A 24,396-nucleotide genomic window follows, 5' to 3' on the forward strand; every position below is an offset into this window, starting at 1 on the left:
AAGTCGCTTGGGTATCAACGAGTTTACGGCATCAACTTAGTATAAATCTACACACGCAGATTAACGAGCACGGAAGACAATACGTCCCTTTGATAGGTCGTAAGGCGTCATTTCAACAGTAACTTTGTCACCAGTCAAAATACGGATGTAGTTTTTGCGCATTTTTCCAGAAATATGTGCAACAACCACGTGACCATTTTCTAGTTCAACACGGAACATTGTGTTTGGTAGCGTGTCAAGGACCGTGCCTTGCATTTCAATTACGTCTTCTTTCGCCATGTGTAGCGTATCACCTCTTGGTTAAATTAAACGATGCAGATTTTGCCCAAAAGCGGGGAATAAGTAAAGTTACAAGCTGATTTTTTGTTAATTTGGTCATTTATTCAGCCAGTTTTACCAAAGTTTTTTGCTTCTATTCCTAACGCATTTCAAAATCTGGAGCCTTGTTGATAGGCAAGGGCGATATTCTAGCATAGGAAAGTCTGCTAGTAACGCATGTTTTTTGTCCATGCTATTGGATAATTGTGGTGTAAAAGGAGGTGTATTCCTGCATTTGAGCAAACGTATGCAGGAAAGAGGTACTAAGCACAAGGTTGTGAGGCATCCGGATCAATATCTTGCCAAATATCTTTAACTAGCTTTTGTGCTGGAACAAATTGGGTTTTATAACGCATTTTCTTGCAGTCGTCGATTTGATAACCCAAGTACAAGTACGGTTTATTCTGTTTCGCTGCCTGTTCGAGCTGAGCCATGATCATGATAGTGCCGATACTTAGTGATTCATACTCAGGATCGAAAAAGGTATAAATAGCAGACAATGAATAAGGCATTGAATCAGTGACGGCTACTGCAATTAACTTATCTTTGTGCCATAGCTCGATAAAGATAATGTTCATCCAACGACAAAATAAGAAGCTTTCGTACTGGAGACGGTTAGGTGGGTACATAGAGCCATCGCTGTGGCGTAGACTGATATATTTTTCGTATAGCGGATAGTATTCAGGACGCTCCTGGTGGCTAATAATTAGCTGATAATCTTGCTTTAATTTATTGCGTTTGCGTTTTTGAGATTTACTCGGTTTAAATTCTTGAGTTAACACTCTTACTGATTGACAAGCTGAGCATGCGGGACAGTGTGGACGATAAATCTGGTCTCCACTGCGGCGAAACCCTAATGCTAACAATTGTTCAAATCTATCTGGGCTGTAACAATTTGGGTCTAGAATAACCAGTAACTGTTCCTTCTGCTCAGGTAAATAACTACAACTAAATTGTTGGCTCAGTCCGATTTTAGAAGGAAAGTGTTCATTCATAGATAGCTTTCAACTCCTGAGGCTGCCACATTGATGATGGGATCTCAAATCGATCCGCCAATTTAAGTCTAGTCAAAAACTCGCTCCTTGGTACAACTTTTAATCCCAAACTTGTTAAATAAGGATTTTCGAGTTGGCAATCAATAAAATGTGCCTGATGGGCTTTGAGCCAATTTACCAGTGCCCACATCGCCATTTTGGACGTATTAGGTAAGGTGTGGAACATAGATTCACCACAAAATACACCAGACTGCATGATGCCATAGAGCCCGCCAACGAGTTTGCCTCGATCCCATATCTCCACACTATGTGCTAATCCCTGAATGTGCGCTTGCTGATACGCAGCCAACATCGCATTTGTGATCCAAGTTCCTTCAGCGGCCATTCGTTGATTTCTACAAGCTTCAATCACTTGTGAAAAGGCGGTATTGATAGTGACGGTTGGACTGAGTTTACGTTGGGCTTTTCTTAGTGTTTTACCACAGTGAAAATCTTGAAGCTCCAAAATGCCGCGCTCGCTTGGGCTCCACCACATAATTGGCTCACCTTCATTAAACCAAGGAAAGATCCCATTGGCATACGCGTTCTTCAGTCGTTTTACTTGTAAACAACCACCAATAGCAAGCAGTCCATCTGGTTCAGACAAGGCATAGTGATTTGGTGGAAAACGAAAGTCATCGCGGGCGAGATGGAACAGTTGTTGGATCATTGAACAAACTACAAGATTGTTATTTATTTCAATATAGCAAATTAAGGCAAGGAGGGAAGAGGGTCAGTCAAGACCGACCCATTTATCTATTATTTTTGGCTATCTAAGAAGCGCTCTGCGTCTAGTGCTGCCATACAGCCTGTACCAGCAGAGGTAATTGCTTGACGGTAAATGTGGTCAGACACATCACCTGCTGCAAATACACCTTCAACACTGGTCTGTGTTGCGTTACCATTTAGGCCTGACTGCACCACCAAATAACCATCTTTCATCTCTAGCTGGCCCTCAAACATATCTGTGTTTGGTTTGTGGCCAATCGCAATGAAAACACCAGCAAGATCAAGTTGCTCTGTCGCTTCGGAATCAGTATCTTTGATACGAATACCAGTAACACCCATATCATCACCTAGCACTTCATCAAGTGTGCGATTTAGGTGTAACACAACATTACCGTTCGCTGCTTTATCCATTAGGCGATCGGCAAGAATTTTCTCACTGCGGAAAGAATCGCGGCGGTGAATAACATGTACTTCTTCAGCGATGTTTGATAGGTAAAGTGCTTCTTCAACCGCGGTATTACCACCGCCAACAACCGCAACCTTTTGACCACGATAGAAAAATCCATCACAAGTCGCACAAGCAGATACGCCTCGGCCTTGGAACGCTGTTTCAGACTCAAGACCAAGGTATTTTGCTGATGCACCTGTTGCGATGATTAACGCATCACAAGTATAAGTACCTTGATCGCCAGTGAGTGTGAAAGGGCGCTTCGTCACGTCAACTTTGTTGATGTGGTCGAAAATGATTTCAGTTTCAAAGCGCTCTGCATGCTCTTTCATACGATCCATAAGAGCTGGACCCGTTAAACCATGTGCATCACCAGGCCAGTTCTCGACTTCAGTTGTTGTAGTTAGCTGACCACCTTGCTGCATACCTGTGATTAATACTGGGTTTAAATTTGCTCGTGCTGCGTATACCGCGGCAGTGTAGCCCGCAGGACCCGAACCTAAAATCAACAGTTTGCAGTGTTTTGCATCGCTCATGTAATTTTCCTAACTAAATTCTAAAAAATGCTATTAAGCAAAAGTTTGTTCGATTCTATGTAATTCAATAGGGAAGTAAATAAAAAACCGTAATCTGATTTGGTATAAATCGGCAAGTTGTCAAAAAATTTGTACTGTTTTGTTTTAAATAGACTACACATTGAGCAATCTTGTTCAGTACTAACAAAAAACAGCAGTATTTCATGACCTCAGGTTTTTTTTTTGATATGTTTTAGAGAATTTTGTTTTGCTATCAAGAGTTGATAGCCTAATTGAAAAGGTACATATGGCATTTTGGCAGAATACCCCAGGCTTTGGGTTAAGTGCACAAGATTGTGAGGTGTTAACTGATGCTAAGCAATATCATCAGACGCTTTTACAACTGATCTCACAGGCAAAAACGCGTATTTATATCACCGCACTTTATCTTCAAGATGATGAGGCGGGTCGCGAGATATTGCACGCATTGCACGAGGCTGCACAGCAAAATCCAGACTTAACGGTAAAAGTGTTGGTTGATTTTCACCGTGCGCAACGCGGCCTCATTGGTGCTGAAAAGTCAGAAGGCAATGCCAAGCTATATTGTGATTTAAAAGAGCTGCTGGGCACTCAAGTCGAAGTGTATGGTGTGCCGGTAAAAGCAAAAGAGCTTTTTGGTGTGTTGCATTTAAAAGGCTTTGTTATTGACGACATCCTGCTTTATAGCGGTGCTAGTTTAAATAATGTCTACTTGCATCATGATGAAAAATACCGCCTAGATCGCTATTTTGTGATTAAACAAGCACAGCTCGCAGATAGCTTTTGCCACTTTACCGATCAAGTGCTGATAGCGTCCGACGCAGTACCTAGACTCGACATCCGTCCACTACCTACTTTACTCGACATTCGTACTGATCAAAAACAGCTGATGAAACAGTTGAAAAAGGCCAGTTATGATATTTCAAAGGCGAATAGTCGGGAAGGTCTAACGGTTCGTCCATTTTTAGGTTTCGGTCGTAGAACTAATAAGCTAAATCGTCTTATTAAGGCGCTTTTCGATACCACAGAACAAGAGTTAGTACTTTACACCCCTTACTTCAATTTTCCGGCTCCTTTACTTCGCTCGCTACGTCGTTTGCTGAAAACAGGTAAAAAGGTAACAATAGTGGTGGGGGATAAAACTGCAAATGATTTCTATATCAGTCCAGAGCAGCCATTTAGCCGAATTGGTGCGCTTCCTTATTTGTACGAAACCATTTTGTATAAATTCATCAAGTCGCAACGCCGCTTCATCACTGCCGGATTGCTGGATGTGTATCTGTGGCAAGATGGCAACAACTCGTTCCACTTGAAAGGAGTGAGCAAAGATGGCGATACGCATTTAATGAGTGGTCATAACCTCAACCCAAGGGCGTGGGGCTTAGATATTGAAAATGGCATTCTAATAGAAGATCCCGACAAAGCGTTGTTGCCTCAAATTGAGTTAGAAAAGCAAGAGATCTTAAAACATTGCCGTCGCATTGAAAGCCACGATGATCTCGAGACACTAGCGGATTATCCAGCACCTGTGAAAAAGCTCCTTGGCCAGGCTAAGCGTGTGAAAGTCGACTTTATCATCAAGCGTTTTATTTAACGCAAGAACTGATAATTTTAAAAAAGGGACGAGCGTCCCTTTTTTACTTTCTTATTTTTGATTATATGCTTCGTTGTGTGAGCTTGCTGCGCGACCTGATGGATCGGCATTGCGCTGGAAAGACTCGTCCCAAGCAAGCGCTTCGGGCGTTGAACACGCCACAGACTTGCCGTGAGGAACACACTTAGCTGCCGCTTCTCCTGGGAAATGCGACTCAAAAATGGTGCGATAATAATAGGCTTCTTTGCTATCAGGTGTATTGATTGGATAGCGGTAGTGGGCGTTTTCAAGATCCGAGTCGCTCACTTGCTGACTGACATATTCTTTTAGTGAATCGATCCAGCTATAGCCTACGCCATCAGAAAATTGCTCTTTTTGACGCCACAATACGTCATCGGGCAAATAGCCATCAAACGCCTCACGGATAATGTGTTTTTCGATACGGCCATCTTTACACATTTTATAGTCTGGGTTAGTACGCATAGCAATATCGACAAATTCCTTATCTAAGAAAGGAACACGTGCTTCAACCCCCCAAGCTGCCATCGACTTATTTGCACGTAAGCAATCAAACATATGAAGTTTCGAGACCTTTCGGTTTAGCTCATTGTGAAACTCCTCAGCGTTTGGTGCTTTGTGGAAATACAAATAGCCGCCAAATAGTTCATCGGCCCCTTCACCCGATAGCACCATTTTAATGCCCATTGCTTTAATGTAGCGTGCCATGAGGTACATAGGAGTAGAAGCGCGAATGGTTGTGACATCGTAGGTCTCTAGGTGATAGACCACTTCTTTAAGGGCATCAATCCCTTGTTGTACGGTAAAGTGAATGGGATGGTGAACTGTGCCGATTTTATCCGCTACCTTTTGTGCTGCAGCGAGATCGGGTGAACCTTCCAAGCCAATGGAAAATGAGTGAAGTTTTGGCCACCAAGCATCGGAAGCATCATCATCTTCGATACGCTTTGCTGCAAACTTTTGTGTGATAGCGGAAATCACAGAAGAATCTAAACCACCAGACAACAACACGCCATACGGCACATCGCACATCAATTGGCGTTTTACTGCGGCTTCTAGCCCATTTTTAACCGCTTCGGGGCTGGCCTCATTGTCTTTTACGGCACTAAACGCTTGCCAGTCGCGTTGGTAATACTCTCTTGGACCCCCTTCTTTTGAACACCAATAATGGCCAGGAGGAAACTCTTCAATTTGTGTACAAATAGGTGTGAGCGCTTTCATTTCACTGGCTACATAGAGGTTACCGCTTTGATCACGGCCAGTGTAAAGTGGAATGATACCGATATGATCACGACCAATTAAAAAGGCATCTTCCGTTTCATCGTACAAACAAAATGCAAAAATTCCATTGAGATCATCTAAAAACTCAGGGCCTTTTTGCTTGTATAGCGCCAAGATCACTTCACAGTCTGACTCTGTTTGAAATTCAAATGGAACGGTCAGTGCTTTTGCAAGCTCTTTATGATTATAAATTTCACCATTTACCGCCAAAATATGTGTTTTTTCAGGGTTAAATAATGGTTGTGCGCCGCTAGAAACGCCGACAATAGCTAAACGCTCATGAACTAAAATGGCTTTTTCACTTGAATAGACCCCTGACCAGTCGGGGCCTCGGTGTCTTAGTTTTTTTGACATTTCGATCGCTTGCTCGCGAAGTGCAAGGGGATCGGTCTTGATGTCAAGTACGCCGAAAATTGAACACATATTTCCTCATTCCTATTGATGTGTTGATAATATCAACAAATTATTATTGCTCACGGAAGCATAGCTACCATGAGATAGTTTAAGTTCTACCAAAAATAATTTGATAAGTCACACAATGAAATAGAGAAAATGTGAATTTTTTGTGATGTGCAATGGTGCAAACTTGCACCATTGTGGGGCATTTTTTATTAGTGTGTCGTTCCAGCGACAAGCTTAATATCTTGCTTTTGTGTAATGGCACTGGTTAATAGGATTTTTATTCCTTTAACTAGCGTGTCGATGTCCATACTGGGCGCACCAGGGTGGTGCGCCGCTTGGGAGGGCAAGTATGGGATATGCACAAAGCCACCACGGCACGCTAAGTCATGTGTACTAAGATAGTGCAGTAATCCATACATCACATGGTTGCACACGTAAGTACCGGCAGTATTAGAAATACTTGCAGGAACCCCCGCCTGAAGCGCACTACTTAGCATACTTTTTATTGGTAAAGAGGCAAAGTATGCATCGGGCCCGTGTGTAACGACTGGTGTGTCTATCGGCTGGTTTCCGGCGTTGTCGGCTATTCTGGCATCGTTGATGTTAATCGCGATGCGTTCGATGGAGATATCACAGCGTCCACCTGCCTGGCCTACACAGATCACGATGCTTGGGTGATATTTATCTATCGCTTGTGTTAAAGACTCAATACTTTTGTCAAATTCACAAGGTAACTCTTTTGTGTGGATCAGGTGGCCTTCAATGGTTTCACCTTCTAATAGCTGAGCTAATTGCCATGAAGGGTTGATGGACTCACCACCAAATGGGGTGAACCCAGTCACGAGGACACAAGGTTTACTGTAACTGGACATTAAAAAACGACTCCGTACATAAGAAAAATATTAATCGCCAATAACGTTATAGCGGTTGGTATTTGCACTTTAATGACTTGGTATTTATCTTTTAAATCTAACAGTGCCGCTGGCACTATGTTGAAATTAGCGGCCATCGGTGTCATCAGTGTTCCACAATAACCCGAATACATGCCAATTGCGACAAGCGGTGCAGGGTCAGCGCCGTGCCCTTGGATCAAAAATGGCAGCGCAATACCCGCCGTCATTACCGGAAATGCGGCAAAAGCATTGCCCATAATCATGGTAAAGAGTGCCATGCCCACACAATACAGTACAACGAGCATAAAACGGTTATCTGGCGAAATAAATAATGTCACTAAGTCTTGGATTGCAGTGCCTGTGTTGGCGACGATAAATACGCCGCCAAGCATTGCAAGCATCTGTGGCAATATTGCTGCCCAGCCTATTGAGTCGACCAAGCGACGAGACTCAGAAAGTGCTTGTAGTGGACTGCCTTTGGTTATTTTCCAGCTCACCAGTAATGCGATGGTGCAAGCGAGTGTCAGTGCTGAAAGCGTTACGTGATCCTGATCGAATAGATAAAAGTCGCCGAGCTGGATCTCACTCAAGATGATAGTACAGATAACAGTAACGATTGGAATAAGTACAGCAGGAACAAACAATTTATTACCAAACCGATTTGCATCTTCTGTTTTGGCTCGTTCGCACGGCATTTCGTAATTTCCCATGGAAACCATATTCATGCCTGCAAGCAGTGCGATGATCATCACGTTGATGCCAATCCATAAATAAGTATTTCGCTCACCAATCAATGTGATAGAAGCATCGCCAAAGATAAAAACAGAGCCAAATAAAAACCAAAATAGGGCGGTGGTGAGGCGCTTAGGATGGGCCTTATCTTGTAGCGTTTTTACCACCAGAAACATCACAATAAAACCAATCAATAAATAGATGTTGTCAATTGAAAGTAGGCTGGATTGCGCGTCAGAAGTGTTCATTAAGCTCATAATGGCTCCTCCTTAAGCGCTGAATTTGTATTACTAGGTGTTTGTTCATCTTCGCTTTGTTGCTGCTGACAGCGCGCAATTTCTGCCCGGATTTTTGCTTCAAATCGCGCTAAACGAAAGAGATGAACAATGAGCGCGGCAATTGCAGTTGGTATTGCCCAAAGTCCGATATGCAGCGGTTCAATTCCGGCAATGCCGTTTTCTTTTAAAAATGCATCCATCAGTAGTACAGCACCAAAGGCGATAAAAATATCCTCGCCAAAGAACACGGCGATGTTATCGCAGGCGGCAGCATGTGCGCCTATCATGTCTTTTACATCTTGTGGCAGGTCGCCGTATTGGTTTGCCGCAGCGCCTATCGCCATCGGAGCAAGCAGTGGTCTAACGGTTTGCGCTTGGCCAGCTAAATTGATTAATCCCAGCGCAGCTGAGCACTCACGGACAACAAAATACATACTTAGAATTCGAGAAGTGGTCGCCCCTTTTATGCCCGCAACCCAAGCTTTAGCTCGTTGCTGTAAGCCGTAACGTTCTAAAATTGCAATCACGGGTAAGATAAGTAAAAAACTTGCAAGCTGGCGAGAGTTCATAAACTTTTCGCCAAAGGTGGCAATTAAGTCGACAAAGTCTATTCCAACGGCAAAACCAGTAACTAGACCCGCCGAGGTGACAACCAATAAGGGATTAAACCTCAGAGCAAAGCCAATAACAATCACGGCAATGCCCGAGAGGGGGAGGAGATTTAGCTCAGTCATTTTGTTGTTCTTTATTTTTAAGCGCTAACCTTAGCTGATTGAGATGCGCCTGTACTCGGTGAGACTCCTTTGCTGCATCTATAAGGGATATTGACTTTAAATGGATACAATCACCCGCGCCCAATTGGCTTAAGTGGCGCATATCGGCTTGAATGATGGTACCAATAATTGGATAACCGCCTGTGGTTTGGCAGTCATTCAATAGGATAATGGGCTCGCCACTGGGGGGCAGCTGAATGACTCCAGGGTGGACAGCTTGGGTTGCAATATTATGTGCATGCACTAGGCTGCTATGGCCACTTAGGCGAATACCCATACGATTACTGCTGGGATTTACTTTCCAAATGGTGTCGTTTAATACACTCAGTGTCTGTTTGGAAATTAACTCGAGATGCGGGCCTGGGATAAAGTGAATGAGCTTTTCATAACTGGGCTGTAGACCACCAACGGCGCCTTTGGCAGTGCTCGGCGTGTAGCATAGTTTGTCCCCTTGTTTAAGAGCTCGGCCGCATATACCCCCAAAGCTTGCCATGAGATCGGTTGAATAACTCCCAAGCAGCTTGTCTATGTTGGTAAATCCACCTTCGACCACCAAATAAGCGCGTAAACCATCGCGATTTTGTTTAAATGTCAGCTTATCTCCAGCTTTAGCGCTGTAGCGCCAGCAAGGGTATATCGCTTCATCGTTTAAAGCGGCATTGAGATCTGCCCCCGCGATAACAAAGTTAGTGGGGGCGTGGAAGTGAAACTCGCATAAGCCAATGGTCACTTCAATAGCTGCATTATCGTCGTCATTTGACAAGAGTGTATTTGCAAGTTTAAGCGCAACAGGGTCGATGACACCTGCTTGACTTACTCCTAAGTGGCGAAGTCCTTGACGGCCAATGTCCTGAATAGTTGAAAGTGGCCCAGGTTTAATAACTTCTAGCATGATTTCTCCACAAAACGCACGATATCTCCCGGTTGCAGCAAGCTTGCTGATGCAGAATTTGGGTCAAATAGCGTAGTGTTAGTTTGTCCAATTAAATGCCAGCCACCAGGAGATTGACTCGGGTAAATTGCACTGTAGCTGTCTGCGATGGCAATGCTGCCCTTGGGGACTTTGGTAGTTGGTGTGGATTTTCTGGGTAATTGAAGCGCAGCTGGTAACCCTGACAAGTAAGCAAAACCGGGTAAGAAGCCAATAAATTGTACTTGATAATCAACGCTTGAGTGCAGCTCGATAAGCTGTTTTGGTGTCAGTTGTAATTCGTCCGCTATGCGTTCAAAATCCTGTCCGAATTCTTTGCCATAAAACACCTCAATATGATGGTGTGTTGGCTTTACCTCTGCTATTTCTAGGTCTTGCCAATGTGCTTGGATTTTGTGTTGCCACGCATCGGCTTTACGGGGGTCTTTTAAATAGGCAGTAACGGAAGACTTGGCAGGCACCACATCAATAAAATCACCGCTACTATCAAGCCATTTCTTGAGGGCGAATAATCGTTGATTAATTGGACTTTTGCTATCAGGCAAACATGTTGTATTTACAACAATTGCTTGCTCACCTAATAGATAACAACTCACATCGGACATAGGCAATAACAGTTGGTTGCTTTGGTAAACGTTATAATTCTTATAACACACCTCGCAATTGAAACGAAGTTATTGCTATCAGTTGCCGTTTTGTTGCAGTTACAAAAAAGCCGTGCTTAAACACGGCTTAAAATCTGAGGATTTATTTAGCAGTTAATAGCCATTGACTTAGAAGGCGAACGCCATAGCCTGTACCACCAGTTGGTACTTCGTCTTTGGCTGAGCTTGAAAGTGCGTTACCGGCAATATCGATATGAACCCAACGGGTGTCACCAGCAAATTGTTGCAGGAAAGTCGCAGCAGTTGTTGCACCAGGACCACCTGAACCTACGTTTTGGAAATCGGCGATGTCTGATTTTAGTTTGTCTTTATAGCCAAGCGGTAGACGCCAGACGTTTTCGTTCACAACTTTACCTGCGTTGGTAAATTCTGTAATTAAGCTATCATCTTCAGAGAAAATTGCTGAATACTCGTTACCAACAGCACCAATTTTAGAGCCAGTTAATGTCGCGACGTCAATCATGATCTCAGGGCTGTAATGTTTACGTGCATACCACATTGCATCAGACAGCACCAAACGACCTTCAGCATCTGTGTTGACAACTTCTACGCTAATACCTTCTGCAGTACGCAGTACATCACCCGGTGCGATTGCATACTGAGACACCATATTTGCTGCCATCCCCATCACAGCGACCACGTTTACGTCTGCTTTGCTCAGTGCCATTGCTTTTACTGTACCAAGCACGGCAGCCGCGCCCGCCATGTCAGATTTCATGCGTGCAATCGACGCGCCGGTTTTGATGCTATAACCACCAGAATCAAAAGTAATTCCTTTACCGATCAGGGCAATTGGTGTCTCGTTGTTACCTTTATAGTGTGCAACAACTAAACGAGAGCCGTGCTCACTACCACGGCCAACGCCCTCAAGTGCGCCCATGCCGAGCTCTTTAAGTTCAGCTGGTGCTAATACTTTTACTTCAACGCCATATTGTTCAAGTTCCTTTGCTGCTTTTGCAAAATCAACCGGGGTCATTTCTGTTGCGACTTCAGAGGTTAAGTCTCGCGCTAAAAATACGCCAGCTTGAATGTGTTGTAGTGCTTTATACTGAGCCTGTGTTGCTTGCTTATCGGCAACGTCGAAGTGGTAGCTTACGTTAAAAGTGTTTGGTTCTTTTTTGTATACTTCGAAGGTGTGGTCACGAAGGTTTGCACCGTGTGCAAATTGTGCCGCTAGTTCTGCATTTGAGAGCGCTCCCTCAACGTCTTCGAATGCAACTGCAACATTCTCCAGCTTCTTACCTTCAAATTCAGCGTGTAAATTACCGCCAAGTTTGGTCATTTTGCTCGCGTCGAGTGCGCTTGTGTCACCCAAACCAACAATGAAGATACGCTTATAATCAGAGTCTATTGGCGCCAGTACTTCAACTGTTTTGCCATACGCCCCTTTAAAGTCTTCCGCAGCAATTGCGCGCTCCAATTGTTTGCGAGTGTCTTTATCAAGGAACTTTAGGCTACTTTGGCTTTCACCAGCTTGAAAAATTACCAGTGCATCAGCGTCTGCAAGCTTGGTATTGAACTCAAAGTCAGCGGCATTTGCAGAAGTCATGCTGGCAACCGCCAGCGCTAAAGCAGAAAAACGCGTAGTCAATGACATAATCTTATCCTCAGATAACTAAAATTGCGGCGTTTTTACCTTAATCAGAGAAATTTAGACACAATTTGTCGGTGAAGTAACAGGTTTTACCGTTCAGTGACATTAGGTAAGCGGCTTGTCAGCACAATGCCTAATATCGTGATCATAATGTAGAGTGCAAGTAACACATTAATTGAAAATGCCGAGGCAATGACACCAAGTGCGCTTGTTAATAAAAGCACAATACCGATAATTGTGTTACTGAGCGTGACGTAACTGGTGCGTTTGTTTCCTTCAGCCATATCGACCACGTAGGTTTTGCGGCCCACGCGCACGCCTTGGTGAGCGATAGCAATAACAAAATAGCAAAGTGGAATGAACCAGATTGTTTCTAGCAGTGAAGAATAAAATAAAGCAGTTGCCAGTAGTATTGCAGTGATAGCAACGGTGATTGTAGCGCCATACATCATCACGTGTTTACTTGATTGATCGGCAAGACGACCCCAAAAAGCCCCACTGACTAAACTAGCAAGCCCAGACACCGCTAACAAAGCTGCCAACACCCATGCTCCGTTGCCGATATTCTGCTGCGCCAGCACGGTGAAATAGGGCGGAATAAGCGCGGAACTTAACAAAAGCCCACGCGCAAAGATAAATTTTTTCAGAGTTGGGTCTGTTTTTAACAGCGTGAAATCTTGCTTTATTTTATCTAATCCGTTTTCACTGCCTTCGGTGGCGCCTTCATATTCTTTAATTCTTGAGAACGTTAACGCACCTATCAGCCAAAAGATTGCAGCCAGTACCAGTGTGATCACAAAGTTGACATTGTTTACTTGAGTGGCAGCGATAAAAAGCCCAACACCAAATGTAACAGTTATAAGTCCACTGACAGAGGCGGCTTGGCCGCTTAGCTGGCCGCGCTTTTGTTTAGGGATAGTTTTACCTATGACATCTTTTGACGACACAGAACTTAAGCTGCGAGCGATGCTAAAAATCGCCAGCAATCCAAGTACCAACCAAGCGTACAATTGATTTTCAGTTTGTTGCCATGCAAGCAGTGCCATAAGCAGTACACAAGTAGCTTGAGTAAGTGCGCCGAAAGACCAAAGGTACTTTCGTTTAGCGTGCTTACGCACCCATTGGCCAATAAACAATTGTGGGATCAGTGAACCGGACTCGCGAATGGGGACCAGAGCCGATATCAAATAAGCGGGAGCACCGAGTGATTGCATCAGCCAAGGTAGTGTGATCTTTGGATTGAGTAGGGCATCTCCCAATTGACTAAATAGTTGACTCAATAAAATAAGCACGTAGTTACCGGGAACTTCTTTACACGCCTTATCATCAATTGCTTTACAGGCACGCGCTTCGTCATCATTGGTTAGCTTTTGATAGAGATTCTCACTTATTTTACTCACACCTATTCCTTTATATTGCAGTTTTGCAGACAGCACTACTTCACTATCATGAACGACTTTAGATGAAATGATAATTAACCTTAGACGGTCTCATTTAATACGCAGTAAATCATATTAAGTTCAATAAGTATGAAGTGATAATCATACTTAGTTGTGACATACAGTATTGAGAGGGTAGTAATGAGAACATTACAGGTAGCCGCATCGATAGGGTTTATCATGATGTTAGGTGTGGGTGTATCTGCGCTCGCGGGGACAGATATGCCCAAGCCTAAAGTAGATGGCGCAAGTAACCATATTAAAACGTTAGTGTTGGGCTCTGGTTGTTTCTGGGGTCCAGAAAAACGCTATGAGAAAATGACGGGCGTGATAGATGCTGAGTCTGGTTATGCAGACGGTAAAGGGTTTAAGCCAAGTTATAGAGAAATCATTAAATCGAGCCGACGCTTTGATGAAGACAACTATGCGGAAGTGGTAAAGGTAACTTACAACGCAAATCTTATCACCACCGATGCGCTGCTAAAGTACTACTTTGAAAGTCATGATCCAACCCAAAGAAATCGTCAGGGTAATGACGTTGGAACGCAGTATCGTTCGATCATTCTCTATACTGACGATCAACAAAGTGACAAGGCCCACACATTAAAAGCGCAGTATCAACATTTATTATCTGAGCAAGGCTATGGCGACATTCAAACCAAGATTAAGCCGCTTAGAAAATTCTATCCAGCAGAAGAGTATCATCAAAACTACTTAACCAAGAATCCCAAGGGATACTGCCCAGATCACAGCACGGGAGTGACCTTTGAAAAGGTGGCGAAAGATAAAACAGATAATACTATGCTAGCCCAAGGTAAGCATATTGTGATTGTTGATGCTAAAAGCTATTGCCCTTATTGTGAAAAGCTAAAAAAAGAGGTGTTAAACGACTATCAAGGTGATATCCCACTTCATTTTCGCTATGCAGATCAACTCGAGGGGTTAATGATAAAAACCGCGACTTGGGCGACGCCAACGATCTTATTTATTGAAAATGGTGTTGAGTCCCTTGGCTTTCAAGGTTTTATGGCGAGAGAAGAGTTTTACAAGGCACTCGGTGCTTTTAAGCTAGGTCGTTCAGAAGCTTTTGACATTGCCTTTCAAAAAGGCACAGAAAGACCATTTTGCAAGCAGTATGATATCTTTAAAAACACACCAGATGGCGTATTTATCGATAAATTAAGTGGCAAGGTTCTTTTTGACACCCGAGATAGATTTAATTCAGGCACTGGGTGGTTGTCGTTTACCCATCCAGTAAAAGACAGCGTGACCTATCACAAAGATTTAAGCCACGGAATGGTGAGAACCGAAATACGCTCAAAAAGCAGTGGCATTCATTTAGGCCATGTATTTAAAAATGAAGGGTCAAAGGGTCAAGACCGCTATTGTATCAATGCCCAAGTACTTGAGTTTAAAGCAAGGGAGGCGCTTTAGGTATTACGCCTAAAGTCACCTTTTGCTGAGCAGGCAGACATAAACCAAAGTCGAAGTTACTTTTGTGTATTAAGAGAACATGTTAACTTTTCAAAGTGGTACTTTGGCTGCTTCCTCCTAAAATTTGATCTGTCGTTCATGTGGCCATTTATACTAAATTGGCTCAAGGCTAATATGGTAACAGGTTGATTTTTATTCAATACCCAGTTAGTTTCGTCAACACTTAACTTCAAAATACGCAAAAGGAATTCTTATGCACCGTATACATATTCTGTGTCTAATTTGTTTGTGGTGGCTCATTACGGTACCGACAGCGGCTGCCAATGAAACTCCTCACCAAGTCAAAGCACTCAAAATCACTACGCTGTCGACCATGCTTGCGGATCGTGGCATTGGCGAATGGGGATATGCAGCACTAGTTGAAGTGGACGGCCGAAAAATTCTTTTTGATACTGGTAATCGGCCGCAAACGGTGCTGCAAAATGCGCGAGACTTACGGATCGATTTGTCCGATGTAGAAGACGTAATTTTAAGCCATAATCATGGCGACCACACCGGCGGACTAGAAACGTTAAGGACCGAGCTGAGTAAAGAGAATGCAAAAGCAATGTCTCGCATTCATGTTGGTCACGGTATTTTCGCAAAACGTGCAGGTAGAGAAAACCGCATGCACGCGATGAGGCTCGCGCTTGAAAAACAAGATGTGATTTTCAAACAGTACAGTGAGGCACAAGAAATTTACCCAGGTGTTTGGTTAACAGGCAATGTTGAGCGCGTCCACCCCGAACATAACTGGAGTGGAAATAGCAAAATTGAAGGTAAGCACGGCCATATAGAAGATAACATTCCAGAAGATATGTCATTGGTGATAAATACCAAAGATGGTTTTGTATTAATAGCTGGTTGTGGGCATGCGGGCATCATAAACACGATGGAACACATAGTAAAAACGATCCACCCCACAGATATTACGACGGCGATAGGCGGATTCCATTTATTGAATGCGGATGATAAACACTTGGCATGGACAGCAGGTAAATTACAGCAGTTTGGCTTAAAGAATATGATGGGGGCACATTGTACTGGTATTAACTCGCTATACGTGCTGCGTGAATTGATGAAGTCAAACCGTAAGCAAATGGTGGTGGGCTCTGTGGGGGACAGCTTTACTTTAAGTGAGGGCGTAAAGGCTGGCTATATCGCCCGTTGAGCCAATGTAATTATCTGTATCGTTCGTCAGGCAAAAGATAAATCGGGAGATAATGTATTACCAAGTGTTGGTGAACCAAATGCGCTTATAAAATGTCCAACACTTTCGATATTCAAAGATTGAGGTTCCGATGAGTTTTCTCCGTAAATATAAAATAAGTGCTCTTTGCTGTATCAGTGGGATTTTGTGTTTACTTGCTTATGAGTTCACCGATTCATACATTGATGAGAATGGTTTCTTAGTTGAGCCATTTGGATTTATTCCGCTATTTTGGCTTTTCCAGCTACTGGCGTTGGTGACTTTGGTTATCACTTTCGTTAAACATAGGAAAGTTCAGTACACGGACAAGTGAAGCGAATTTAGTTCAATCAGTAATGTAATCACTGACATTGCGGGATTACACCGACAGAGATAGATGAGCTTGACCTGAATTATTATCATGGAAATATCTTTCAGAGTGGTTTTTTATGGCACTACATTTTTGTACTTTGCCAAAGATATTGATGATTTAGTTAGGGTATTCAGCGAAAAGATAATGTGAAGGCTGAATTTAGCCTTCGTAAAGTGTTTAGTGTAAGCACCTTTTTTCACCCATGCATAATATTGCAATGACAGGGACAGCTAATAAGAAAATAGCGCCTTCTGCGATATCTCTTAGTGGTGTCGTAATCGCTGCTGATGCCTTTTCTGAAAAACTTTGTGCAACGCTAAAGTGGATTACGAGTGGGTGCTCAAATTGTTTGAAGTGAGCAAAGTTCAGGTCCCGATTATCATATCTATCACCAACAAGTTTGACAGAAACACGACCAGACTTAAAACCATAGTCTTGGGCTTTTGCTTTTATCTCGTTCGGTGTATTAGGACTTAATAGAATATCAACCCTTCCTTCTACGCTTCGCATTGAACTGATGTGAAAGTCATTTCTTTCAAGAGAGATAAATGCCAAAAACGGGCTATCGAGTAGCTTGGCTAAGGTGGGATCAGTACGCAGTATGTAATGATGCTCTTTTCCAACAAAGATGAGATGTTTACCGTCTTCAGTTTTTAAAAAGGTCGAGATTTCATCTTGATAAGACGTGGTTTTAGTGATCTCATGATAGGTTGAACATGCTGTTGAAAAGCAGAGCAATATCGTTGTGAGTAGGGCTAATTTGAGGGTGTGTATCATTTTTGTCATTTTCCTTCCTTGACGTATTTTTTATTCGTCGCGAACAGTACGATAATCGGTACTAGATTGGCAACAAAAATTTAATTATTTGACGCGAATTACATTGCTAAAGTCATAAAATAGGCGTATACATCGCGTCGAATTCTCGCTTTCTTTTTTAGGTGTATCTGTGGACTTTTTTTGGGTGTTGTTACTCATTAGCTTGAGTGCAGTTTTCGCGCTGTGTGAAATATCATTGGCAGCGGCACGCAAAGTTAAATTACAAACCTTATTTGATCTTGGTGACGTTAGAGCCAAGAAAGTATTATATTTGCAAGCCAATGCGCATCAGTTTTTTGCTGCGGTACAGGTGGTACTCAATGCCTTGGCAATTGTTGCGGGTATGATAGGTGAGTCGGTGTTTACCCCTTATGTATTGCAACTACTAAACTGGGTTGCAAGTTTTATGTTTGCCGATGTTGCGGCTCATGCCTCGATGTTATTGCAAATATCCACAGTGGTGTCGTTTTTACTGATCACATCGTTATTTGTATTGTTTGCTGATTTATTGCCAAAACGAATAGCCATGGTCATTCCAGAAACTATCGCGATGCGATTTATCCATCTTATGCTTGCCAGTGTATGGATTTTTAAGCCCATTATTTGGCTATTTAACGTGTTTGCTGATTGGATTATAAAGCTATTCAATTTACCAAATGAACGTGACGAACAAGTCACGCGTGATGATATTTATGCGGTGGTTGATCAAAGTGCTGAGCAGGGTGAACTGTGCGAGCATGAGTACAATATCATTGGCAATGTGCTCGACCTTAACCAGACTAATATTACCCAAGCGATGATCAATCGCGATGCAATCGTGTGGTTAGACATTCAAGAATCAGAAGAAAACCTGAGCACGTTAATTCAAGCGCACAGTTTTCAACAGTATCTGCTGTGTGACGGCTCGCTCGACAAAGTGATAGCTGCACCTGAAGCCAAACAACTGCTTAGTAATATTTTGGCTAAAAAGCCGTTATTGGATGGTCAACAACAAGAATTCCATAAGCCGGTCATTTTACTTGATACTCTAAGCCTTTCCGATGCGCTAGATGGGCTGAAAAGTCATGAAAGCAACTGTGCGGTGGTGATCAATGAATTCTCAACAGTGGTTGGGATGGTAACGTTATCCAGTATCTTGAATTTAATTGCACTGAAAGACGACCAAGCAATAGAAGCCCAATTTAGACAAAAGGATAACACCCGATGGCTAGTGCAGGGTGATATGTCGATTAAGGACTTTCAAGCTTCGGTGATTGAGTACGAGTTTGAACCGATTGAAGCCATAGAAACCTTAGCCGGTTTTGTGATCCACAGGCTAAAGCATTTTCCTGTCGAAGGAGAGGCGTTAGAAGTTGATGGCTTTAAGTTTAAAGTAATAGAAATTCAAGGATTGGCCATTAGGCAAATTGAAGTAACCAAAGAGCCCCAACTATAAGGGGCTCAGTGTTTCTAACACCGCGTTGATTTCTTTTAGCACCAAAGCCGAGGAATCCAGCATAAAAAAGTGCCGTCCAGGTATCGCTTTAGGCGTGATACCTTGTTTAAAGCAGCTTTCCCAATGGTGCATATCCGTCCCTGTTGCTGCTTTATCCCGAGTACCATATAACACGGTTGCAGGCACGTCGAGTTTACAAGCCGAGTCGTATTGATAGGTTTCTCCCAGCTTAAAATCCGCTTTTAACGATGGCAGCATCAGTTGTTGCAGTTCGATATCATTGAGCAAAGCCGGTGGTAAACCGCCCATTAAATTTACCGCCGCAATGAACTTCTTATCGTCAAGAGTATGGTAGGGGGATTTTCTTATTGCATATTGCGGTGCCTTCCTTGCAGCAATAAACAGGTGTTTAACTATATTGCAGCTGCTATGTTGAAGTGCTAGGGCAAGCTCATACGCAATATAAGCGCCATTGCTATGACCGTAAAAAATGGTGGGTAATGGCGTTGCTTCGCTCAAAATAGATGCTATTGCTGCGACCAAGGTATGAATATTATCAATGGCAGCTTCATGACTTCGCTCCTTTCGCCCGGGTGCTTGGAGAGCATATAAAGCGACATCTTCTGGCAGTTTTCCTACCCAGTTTTGGTAAACAGCTGCATCTGCGCCAGCAAAAGGAAAGCAAATGAGTTGTTTGCGAATGGTGTGAGGCTTATTTAATAAAACTAGCCATTTTGAATCTATGCTGTCTCTACATGTTTGTAATGCGACTTGGCTCATTGTTAACTCAATAGGTTCTTTTTAGTTGCTGTGAAAGTGGCTGGCAGTTTGAAGGTCGCGCGTAGCGAGAAAGCCACAAACGTAAGGCTCACGAGGGCTTGAACTACCACACTTAACACCGTGATATACCACAGTTCCGTAATCGTAAGTTGCTGTTGTTTTACTAACCAAATGATTGGCAGAACAAAGGTAAATAACCTTGTGGTGTTACTGTAAAGTGGTGGCCACGTATTACCTGAGGCTTGAAACAATCCCGAACAAGTGAAAATAACCCCCGTTGCGATAAAGCTCCAAGCGACGCCATATAGAAAGTAACGGGTGTGTTCGATGACTTGTGGGTCTTCTGAAAATGGCATGGCGAGTTGAGCTCCTAAGTGTGCTGCGAGTAAGGAAACTCCCAACATCAAGCTACACGTCGCGACCAGAGACCAATAGAATGCCTGTCTAAATCGTTTGAAGTTCCCTGCGCCGTAATTTTGTCCTGCTATTGCAGGCAGTGAAAATGCGACGGCCATCACGGGCAAAAACAGAGCTTGGATCACTTTCGAGCCAATTCCAAATCCGGCTTGTACATCGGTGCCAAAATCTTTTAATACCCAAAATGTTGTCGACATATAAACAAACATCAGAATAAGTTCAGCACCTGCTGGGCACCCTACAGAAAATAGCCGTTTTATGGTGTGGCGATGAAACGTTAGAAACAATTGGCTATCTAGCACCAAATAACGTTTGTCGTAATTGAGATAAAACCAAAGTGACAGCACGGCTATCACAACAGAAATGGAACTGGCCAGCCCCGCACCTGCAATGCCCATTTCTATACCTAATAGCCATCCCGAGATTAAGATGGGAGACAGAATAATATTAATAATAAGAGAGCCGATTTGCGCGATCATCATTGGCTTTACAACACCAGTTCCTCTCAGTGCAGCACCGATTGTAGTCATAATAAATTGCAGCACTAAACAGGGTAAAAACCAGTATGAGTAGCTTAATGCTGCCTCTGTGGTGGCGGGATCTTCGCTCGTGATGTGCAGATAAGATTTGATGCCATAGATACCAGTTAGTAACAAGATGGTACCAAGTGCCACGGAAGCGAATAATGCTTGGTTAAATACAAGATTGGCGCTGGACTGATCCTTTTCTCCTACCGCGTGCGCAACTAATGTTGCCGTTCCGACATTCAAAATCTGGCTCACGGCGAAAATCAAAAACATGATATTGCCAATTAAACTGAGCGCTGCGACTGGAGCACTGCCTAAGTCTGAAACAAAATAGAGATCGGTAAGCACATAAAGTGTTTGCACAAACATCCCAATAGACATGGGTAGCGCCATAGCTACTAGATGCTTAGGTAAGGAACCTTGAGTTAGATCTTTCATGCAGCTACCTTTTCCTAATATCTACTGTTGAGGGAGTGGAACGTGACTCGATGTCATATTCTTGAGGTAGCGGAGTTGATTTGGTGTATCTTGGTCTATTTCCACGTTTACTGATGAACCATCGAAATGGATGAAGAATTCCTTTGGCAACCTCAAAGGCACTTGGAAATAAATATGGCTTAGTAACTCCAACTTGAATTGGACTACTATCTGGGCGGTAAAAAAAACTCCCGAATAACTGGTCCCAAAGACTCAAATCAGAGCCAAAATTTCCAGCCTCTTTCAATTCAACGCTATGATGGAAACGATGGAGCTCTGGTGTTGCCACAATGTAGTTTAGCCATCCCATACGAACATTTACATTGGCATGAATGAAATATCCGTGCAGTGCTGTAAATTGACCGGCAATGAACATCCCTTCAGCTGAGAAACCCAGCAATAGAAATGAGGTTTGTATAACTAGCGCACTCAAAAACACTTCCAAAAAGTGAACGACAGAGTTATTACTTACCGTGACTTTGTTAGGCCGATGATGGATCCCATGAAAGCTCCAAAGAAACAGGTGACGATGTTCTAACCTATGTAGCCAATATCCGATAAACGAGCCGACGAAAATGGCTAGAATGGCATTTTGTGCCAAGCTCAATGTATTTTCGATAGGAGCGAGCTGGAGTGCAATCACTCGCACTAGTGTCTCGCTAAACGCCCCGTATACGATGACAAGAATAAAGCACAAGCCATCTCTGCTCCATTCCTTTTTACTGGGATGCCATTGTGTTTTAAACGGGTTTAGTCTTTCCATGATAATAAAATAGGCAATGATGATGAGCACACTGGAGAATGCCGCTAATCCAAGGTCAATGTCTTGTTGCAAGACAAAGATACTGTAACCAATAAGGATCAAAACGATTAAAGGGTAGCAGATAAATGCACAAAGCTTACGAAGTTGGTTTTTGATTGGACTAGGCATAATTGTCTGCCTCATTAGTGAGGTGCGGCTGTGGATTTTGCTGTTCTGGATAACAGACCCTAAATGGTTTTTTATCTTGTCGACAAAGATATTGCGCAACATAGCGGCCACTGGCCGTTGAGTGTGTTACGCCGCTAAATGTACTCCATTGCCCAGCATAATAAAAGTTGTCTAGGTTCGGGAAGGTGGGACCATGCTTGATTTGGTAATTCTCTAATTCTTCTGTCAGTGGCGCAAAAGGGTGCCAAGCTAAAACGGTTCCATTGTGGTTCTCGGTATAACGTTCACTGGTTAATGGCGTTACAACATCTATAAACTCAACTTTGTCAGTAAGGTCTTCAAAATATTGGTTAAGGAACTCGACTACTGCCTGACCCACTTTTTTCTTTGCTTGCTTATATTCGGGTGAACGGCGTTTACGTGTATATGGATTACGACTTTGCCCTGAAGAGGTAGATTGCACAACGTTTTGCTCCATCGCTTGCCATGCCTCACTTTTTGATAAATAAGTGACGTAAAGGACTGACTTGCCGCTTGGTGCATGATCTGGATATAGCGTATTGCGGATTTGCACACCGATCCCACTATGATAATTACCGACCAGTCGGCGCGAAATCGATTCGGGTAATAAGTATGAGGTATAAGGGTCATGGTCGGAATAGTCTGCATCTACGGCAATAAATACCGCGACACAGCCCGGAAATACCACGCTGTTTGCATCTTCTTCTAACTTTGTGAATAGCTTATCCAGTACAGGGTGAGGGTAGCGATTTTGCAACATCTTACGAGTGAGTTTGTAACTATCACAACTGGCGACAACGTAATCAGCGTAATAGACAGAGCCATCGGCTAGTTGCACACCAACTGCGCGGTTATTGTCGGTGAGAATATGCTCCACTTTACTTTTGTAATGAATGGTCGCCCCTAGCTCTTTTGCCCGATTTGCCAATCGCTTCGCAAGACCTAATGAACCAATACTCGGCACCCCTGCATTTTGGTTTGCTGCACAAGCTAAATTGAAGACAAAGGGCATTAATCGCAACTCGCTATGGCGGTCAAAAATAATCCAGTTGAGTGCTTCAGCAAGCGTGGGATTTGAAAAACGCTTAGAAAAGTCGTCCATAGTGATAGCAAGCGTTTTCATAAAGGTGCGCATATAGGGCAGCAATTGCCACATCATTTTGCTTTTTTCCCACCATGTCATCAAACCACCACTTTTAAGAAAAGGGAAATAAGGCATACACTTGCGCAGTTTTCGGATATGTTCACACAATTCAATGATTAGTTTGCTATCCTCAGGAAAGCGCTTAATCAAGGTGGACTCTAGCTTGTCTGGATCCACATAAAAGCGGATTTTTTCGCCGTTCGCCGTGACGACTGAGTTAAATATCTCAGTATTGTAAATAGGTACATTTTCAAGGCAGCCTAGCTCATCCCAGATGGTTGCCATTTCGTTGTTGGTTCCCGTGCCGTTTAACCAGCTGATACACCAGTCGAAAGTGTATTCCTTTCGTTGCCATGAGGTGCAGCACCCTCCCGGCGTTTCATGCAGTTCGAAGACGGTGCATTGATAGCCATTCATTTGACTATAAGCAGCGGTACCAAGACCCGACATGCCAGCACCAATGATAATCACAGACTTTTGTTGTTCGGACATAGTTTTGTTCTTTTAATGATGCTCGACAAGCCATTTTAAATACCAAATTAGCCCGTCGAGCGAAAACACAAAGTGCGTCTTAAGCTGTTTCGCAGGCAAGCTCTTGAAGCACGACGGCAATCTCTTGGCACCAGTCGTTGATGCGCTGCTCGGTGAGTTCTGGTTGGTTATCATCATCAAGCGACAAGCCGAGAAACTCGCTGCCGTCTTCATTTAGCCCTTTCGATTTGGTGAAGTGGTAACCTGAATTTGGCCAGTAACCAATTGCTGTGGCGCCTTGTTCGGTTAGTTTATCGTGTAAGATGCCGATACCGTCTTGAAACCACTCGTCATAACCAACTTGATCGCCCTGACCGAAGATGGCCACGATTTTTCCGCTGAAATCTTGCTGTGTTAGGCTTTCCCAACGTGACTCCCAATCATCCTGTAAACCACCGTATTCCCACGTTGAAATACCAAAAATCAAAAACTCATAATTCTCGGTTAAGGTTAATTCGGTGTCTGCTATATCAAAGAGGTCAATGGTAAACTGGTTTAGGTTTGCTTTTATTAATTCTGCTGCGGCTTCAGTGTTACCTGTTGTGCTGCCATAAAATAGGCCAATACGAGTACTCATAATATTTCCTTTTAATTCTCTT

General features: G+C 43.3%; 23 protein-coding genes. 5 read left to right on the forward strand and 18 right to left on the reverse strand.

What is annotated here, in order from left to right; genetic code table 11:
- Positions 1-60: 60 nt before the first annotated feature.
- From infA to trxB, 4 genes are all read right to left on the reverse strand, one after another.
- The gene (gene infA, locus NO992_RS15170) at positions 61-279 is read right to left on the reverse strand and encodes a translation initiation factor IF-1 (protein WP_002962494.1); all 219 of its coding nucleotides are present in this window, start codon (positions 277-279) and stop codon (positions 61-63) included.
- A gap of 302 nt (positions 280-581) precedes the next feature.
- On the reverse strand, positions 582-1,313 hold the full coding sequence (locus NO992_RS15175) for an arginyltransferase (RefSeq protein ID WP_010372445.1): 732 nt from the start codon (positions 1,311-1,313) through the stop codon (positions 582-584).
- Positions 1,306-2,022 (reverse strand): leucyl/phenylalanyl-tRNA--protein transferase, encoded by a 717-nt coding sequence (gene aat / locus NO992_RS15180; protein WP_305776247.1) that lies wholly within the window; start codon positions 2,020-2,022, stop codon positions 1,306-1,308. Before aat ends, NO992_RS15175 begins: the two co-directional genes overlap by 8 nt.
- Positions 2,023-2,111: 89 nt before the next feature.
- Complete coding sequence (trxB, locus tag NO992_RS15185) at positions 2,112-3,065, reverse strand: thioredoxin-disulfide reductase (protein ID WP_017217521.1); 954 nt, start codon at positions 3,063-3,065, stop codon at positions 2,112-2,114.
- 286 nt (positions 3,066-3,351) lie between these two features.
- On the opposite strand from trxB, the gene pssA reads away from it, so the two are divergent.
- A complete protein-coding gene (gene pssA, locus NO992_RS15190; protein WP_253107529.1) occupies positions 3,352-4,677 on the forward strand; it encodes a CDP-diacylglycerol--serine O-phosphatidyltransferase in 1,326 nt (441 codons plus the stop codon).
- A 51-nt stretch (positions 4,678-4,728) separates the two neighbouring features.
- Here pssA and asnB read toward each other — a convergent pair whose 3' ends face one another.
- The 8 genes from asnB to NO992_RS15230 form a co-directional block, all read right to left on the reverse strand.
- Positions 4,729-6,399 carry an asparagine synthase B gene (gene asnB, locus NO992_RS15195; RefSeq protein WP_371378539.1) on the reverse strand — a complete coding sequence of 557 codons (1,671 nt, stop codon included), beginning with the start codon at positions 6,397-6,399 and terminating at the stop codon, positions 4,729-4,731.
- Between the two features lie 188 nt (positions 6,400-6,587).
- Positions 6,588-7,250, reverse strand: coding sequence for a pyroglutamyl-peptidase I (gene pcp / locus NO992_RS15200; RefSeq protein ID WP_095728947.1), 663 nt, complete (start codon positions 7,248-7,250; stop codon positions 6,588-6,590).
- On the reverse strand, positions 7,250-8,260 hold the full coding sequence (locus NO992_RS15205; RefSeq protein ID WP_371378542.1) for a DUF979 domain-containing protein: 1,011 nt from the start codon (positions 8,258-8,260) through the stop codon (positions 7,250-7,252). Before NO992_RS15205 ends, pcp begins: the two co-directional genes overlap by 1 nt.
- Positions 8,257-9,015, reverse strand: a complete 759-nt coding sequence (locus tag NO992_RS15210) for a DUF969 domain-containing protein (protein ID WP_371378545.1) — start codon at positions 9,013-9,015, stop codon at positions 8,257-8,259. The genes NO992_RS15205 and NO992_RS15210 overlap by 4 nt, the downstream gene beginning before the upstream one ends.
- Positions 9,008-9,946 (reverse strand): biotin-dependent carboxyltransferase family protein, encoded by a 939-nt coding sequence (locus NO992_RS15215; RefSeq protein WP_371378548.1) that lies wholly within the window; start codon positions 9,944-9,946, stop codon positions 9,008-9,010. Before NO992_RS15215 ends, NO992_RS15210 begins: the two co-directional genes overlap by 8 nt.
- Positions 9,940-10,590 (reverse strand): 5-oxoprolinase subunit PxpB, encoded by a 651-nt coding sequence (pxpB, locus tag NO992_RS15220; protein ID WP_371378551.1) that lies wholly within the window; start codon positions 10,588-10,590, stop codon positions 9,940-9,942. Before pxpB ends, NO992_RS15215 begins: the two co-directional genes overlap by 7 nt.
- Before the next feature lie 142 nt (positions 10,591-10,732).
- Positions 10,733-12,247, reverse strand: a complete 1,515-nt coding sequence (locus tag NO992_RS15225) for a leucyl aminopeptidase (RefSeq protein WP_371378554.1) — start codon at positions 12,245-12,247, stop codon at positions 10,733-10,735.
- Positions 12,248-12,333: 86 nt separating this feature from the next.
- Positions 12,334-13,644, reverse strand: a complete 1,311-nt coding sequence (locus NO992_RS15230; RefSeq protein ID WP_371378557.1) for an MFS transporter — start codon at positions 13,642-13,644, stop codon at positions 12,334-12,336.
- 180 nt (positions 13,645-13,824) lie between these two features.
- On the opposite strand from NO992_RS15230, the gene msrA reads away from it, so the two are divergent.
- From msrA to NO992_RS15245, 3 genes are all read left to right on the forward strand, one after another.
- Positions 13,825-15,117 (forward strand): peptide-methionine (S)-S-oxide reductase MsrA, encoded by a 1,293-nt coding sequence (gene msrA / locus NO992_RS15235; RefSeq protein ID WP_371378561.1) that lies wholly within the window; start codon positions 13,825-13,827, stop codon positions 15,115-15,117.
- A 253-nt stretch (positions 15,118-15,370) separates the two neighbouring features.
- Positions 15,371-16,327: an MBL fold metallo-hydrolase gene (locus NO992_RS15240; RefSeq protein ID WP_371378564.1), complete on the forward strand. Its 957-nt coding sequence runs from the start codon at positions 15,371-15,373 to the stop codon at positions 16,325-16,327.
- Positions 16,328-16,457: 130 nt separating this feature from the next.
- Positions 16,458-16,679, forward strand: a complete 222-nt coding sequence (locus NO992_RS15245) for a DUF3955 domain-containing protein (protein ID WP_017217510.1) — start codon at positions 16,458-16,460, stop codon at positions 16,677-16,679.
- Between the two features lie 216 nt (positions 16,680-16,895).
- On the opposite strand, the gene NO992_RS15250 is transcribed toward NO992_RS15245, so the two are convergent.
- Positions 16,896-17,504, reverse strand: a complete 609-nt coding sequence (locus NO992_RS15250) for a hypothetical protein (RefSeq protein WP_371378567.1) — start codon at positions 17,502-17,504, stop codon at positions 16,896-16,898.
- A gap of 160 nt (positions 17,505-17,664) precedes the next feature.
- Here NO992_RS15250 and NO992_RS15255 point away from each other — a divergent pair, with 160 nt between their 5' ends.
- The gene (locus NO992_RS15255) at positions 17,665-18,969 is read left to right on the forward strand and encodes a hemolysin family protein (protein WP_069022505.1); all 1,305 of its coding nucleotides are present in this window, start codon (positions 17,665-17,667) and stop codon (positions 18,967-18,969) included.
- Here the strand turns inward: NO992_RS15255 and NO992_RS15260 are convergent.
- The 5 genes from NO992_RS15260 to fldB form a co-directional block, all read right to left on the reverse strand.
- Complete coding sequence (locus tag NO992_RS15260) at positions 18,964-19,749, reverse strand: thioesterase II family protein (RefSeq protein ID WP_371378570.1); 786 nt, start codon at positions 19,747-19,749, stop codon at positions 18,964-18,966. The two genes, NO992_RS15255 and NO992_RS15260, sit on opposite strands and share 6 nt — an antisense overlap.
- 2 nt (positions 19,750-19,751) lie before the next feature.
- Positions 19,752-21,131, reverse strand: a complete 1,380-nt coding sequence (locus tag NO992_RS15265) for an MATE family efflux transporter (RefSeq protein ID WP_371378573.1) — start codon at positions 21,129-21,131, stop codon at positions 19,752-19,754.
- 4 nt (positions 21,132-21,135) lie between these two features.
- A complete protein-coding gene (locus tag NO992_RS15270; protein ID WP_371378576.1) occupies positions 21,136-22,101 on the reverse strand; it encodes a sterol desaturase family protein in 966 nt (321 codons plus the stop codon).
- Positions 22,094-23,758: a phytoene desaturase family protein gene (locus NO992_RS15275; RefSeq protein ID WP_371378579.1), complete on the reverse strand. Its 1,665-nt coding sequence runs from the start codon at positions 23,756-23,758 to the stop codon at positions 22,094-22,096. Before NO992_RS15275 ends, NO992_RS15270 begins: the two co-directional genes overlap by 8 nt.
- Before the next feature lie 79 nt (positions 23,759-23,837).
- The gene (gene fldB / locus NO992_RS15280; protein WP_371378582.1) at positions 23,838-24,374 is read right to left on the reverse strand and encodes a flavodoxin FldB; all 537 of its coding nucleotides are present in this window, start codon (positions 24,372-24,374) and stop codon (positions 23,838-23,840) included.
- Positions 24,375-24,396: the final 22 nt, after the last annotated feature.

Origin of the sequence: Pseudoalteromonas sp. DY56-GL79, assembly GCF_041414765.1 — a bacterium.
In the GTDB taxonomy this organism is placed as follows: Bacteria; Pseudomonadota; Gammaproteobacteria; order Enterobacterales; family Alteromonadaceae; genus Pseudoalteromonas; species Pseudoalteromonas piscicida.

What these genes read in the sequence shown, in the direction of transcription:
- infA (WP_002962494.1), bottom strand. Translation starts at nt 279, where the DNA reads ATGGCGAAAGAAGACGTAATTGAAATGCAAGGCACGGTCCTTGACACG.
- fldB (WP_371378582.1), bottom strand. Translation starts at nt 24,374, where the DNA reads ATGAGTACTCGTATTGGCCTATTTTATGGCAGCACAACAGGTAACACT.
- asnB (WP_371378539.1), bottom strand. Translation starts at nt 6,399, where the DNA reads ATGTGTTCAATTTTCGGCGTACTTGACATCAAGACCGATCCCCTTGCA.
- NO992_RS15210 (WP_371378545.1), bottom strand. Translation starts at nt 9,015, where the DNA reads ATGACTGAGCTAAATCTCCTCCCCCTCTCGGGCATTGCCGTGATTGTT.
- pcp (WP_095728947.1), bottom strand. Translation starts at nt 7,250, where the DNA reads ATGTCCAGTTACAGTAAACCTTGTGTCCTCGTGACTGGGTTCACCCCA.
- NO992_RS15205 (WP_371378542.1), bottom strand. Translation starts at nt 8,260, where the DNA reads ATGAGCTTAATGAACACTTCTGACGCGCAATCCAGCCTACTTTCAATT.
- NO992_RS15245 (WP_017217510.1), top strand. Translation starts at nt 16,458, where the DNA reads ATGAGTTTTCTCCGTAAATATAAAATAAGTGCTCTTTGCTGTATCAGT.
- NO992_RS15265 (WP_371378573.1), bottom strand. Translation starts at nt 21,131, where the DNA reads ATGAAAGATCTAACTCAAGGTTCCTTACCTAAGCATCTAGTAGCTATG.
- trxB (WP_017217521.1), bottom strand. Translation starts at nt 3,065, where the DNA reads ATGAGCGATGCAAAACACTGCAAACTGTTGATTTTAGGTTCGGGTCCT.
- NO992_RS15275 (WP_371378579.1), bottom strand. Translation starts at nt 23,758, where the DNA reads ATGTCCGAACAACAAAAGTCTGTGATTATCATTGGTGCTGGCATGTCG.
- pssA (WP_253107529.1), top strand. Translation starts at nt 3,352, where the DNA reads ATGGCATTTTGGCAGAATACCCCAGGCTTTGGGTTAAGTGCACAAGAT.
- aat (WP_305776247.1), bottom strand. Translation starts at nt 2,022, where the DNA reads ATGATCCAACAACTGTTCCATCTCGCCCGCGATGACTTTCGTTTTCCA.
- NO992_RS15225 (WP_371378554.1), bottom strand. Translation starts at nt 12,247, where the DNA reads ATGTCATTGACTACGCGTTTTTCTGCTTTAGCGCTGGCGGTTGCCAGC.
- msrA (WP_371378561.1), top strand. Translation starts at nt 13,825, where the DNA reads ATGAGAACATTACAGGTAGCCGCATCGATAGGGTTTATCATGATGTTA.
- NO992_RS15175 (WP_010372445.1), bottom strand. Translation starts at nt 1,313, where the DNA reads ATGAATGAACACTTTCCTTCTAAAATCGGACTGAGCCAACAATTTAGT.
- NO992_RS15250 (WP_371378567.1), bottom strand. Translation starts at nt 17,504, where the DNA reads ATGACAAAAATGATACACACCCTCAAATTAGCCCTACTCACAACGATA.
- NO992_RS15270 (WP_371378576.1), bottom strand. Translation starts at nt 22,101, where the DNA reads ATGCCTAGTCCAATCAAAAACCAACTTCGTAAGCTTTGTGCATTTATC.
- pxpB (WP_371378551.1), bottom strand. Translation starts at nt 10,590, where the DNA reads ATGTCCGATGTGAGTTGTTATCTATTAGGTGAGCAAGCAATTGTTGTA.
- NO992_RS15240 (WP_371378564.1), top strand. Translation starts at nt 15,371, where the DNA reads ATGCACCGTATACATATTCTGTGTCTAATTTGTTTGTGGTGGCTCATT.
- NO992_RS15260 (WP_371378570.1), bottom strand. Translation starts at nt 19,749, where the DNA reads ATGAGCCAAGTCGCATTACAAACATGTAGAGACAGCATAGATTCAAAA.
- NO992_RS15215 (WP_371378548.1), bottom strand. Translation starts at nt 9,946, where the DNA reads ATGCTAGAAGTTATTAAACCTGGGCCACTTTCAACTATTCAGGACATT.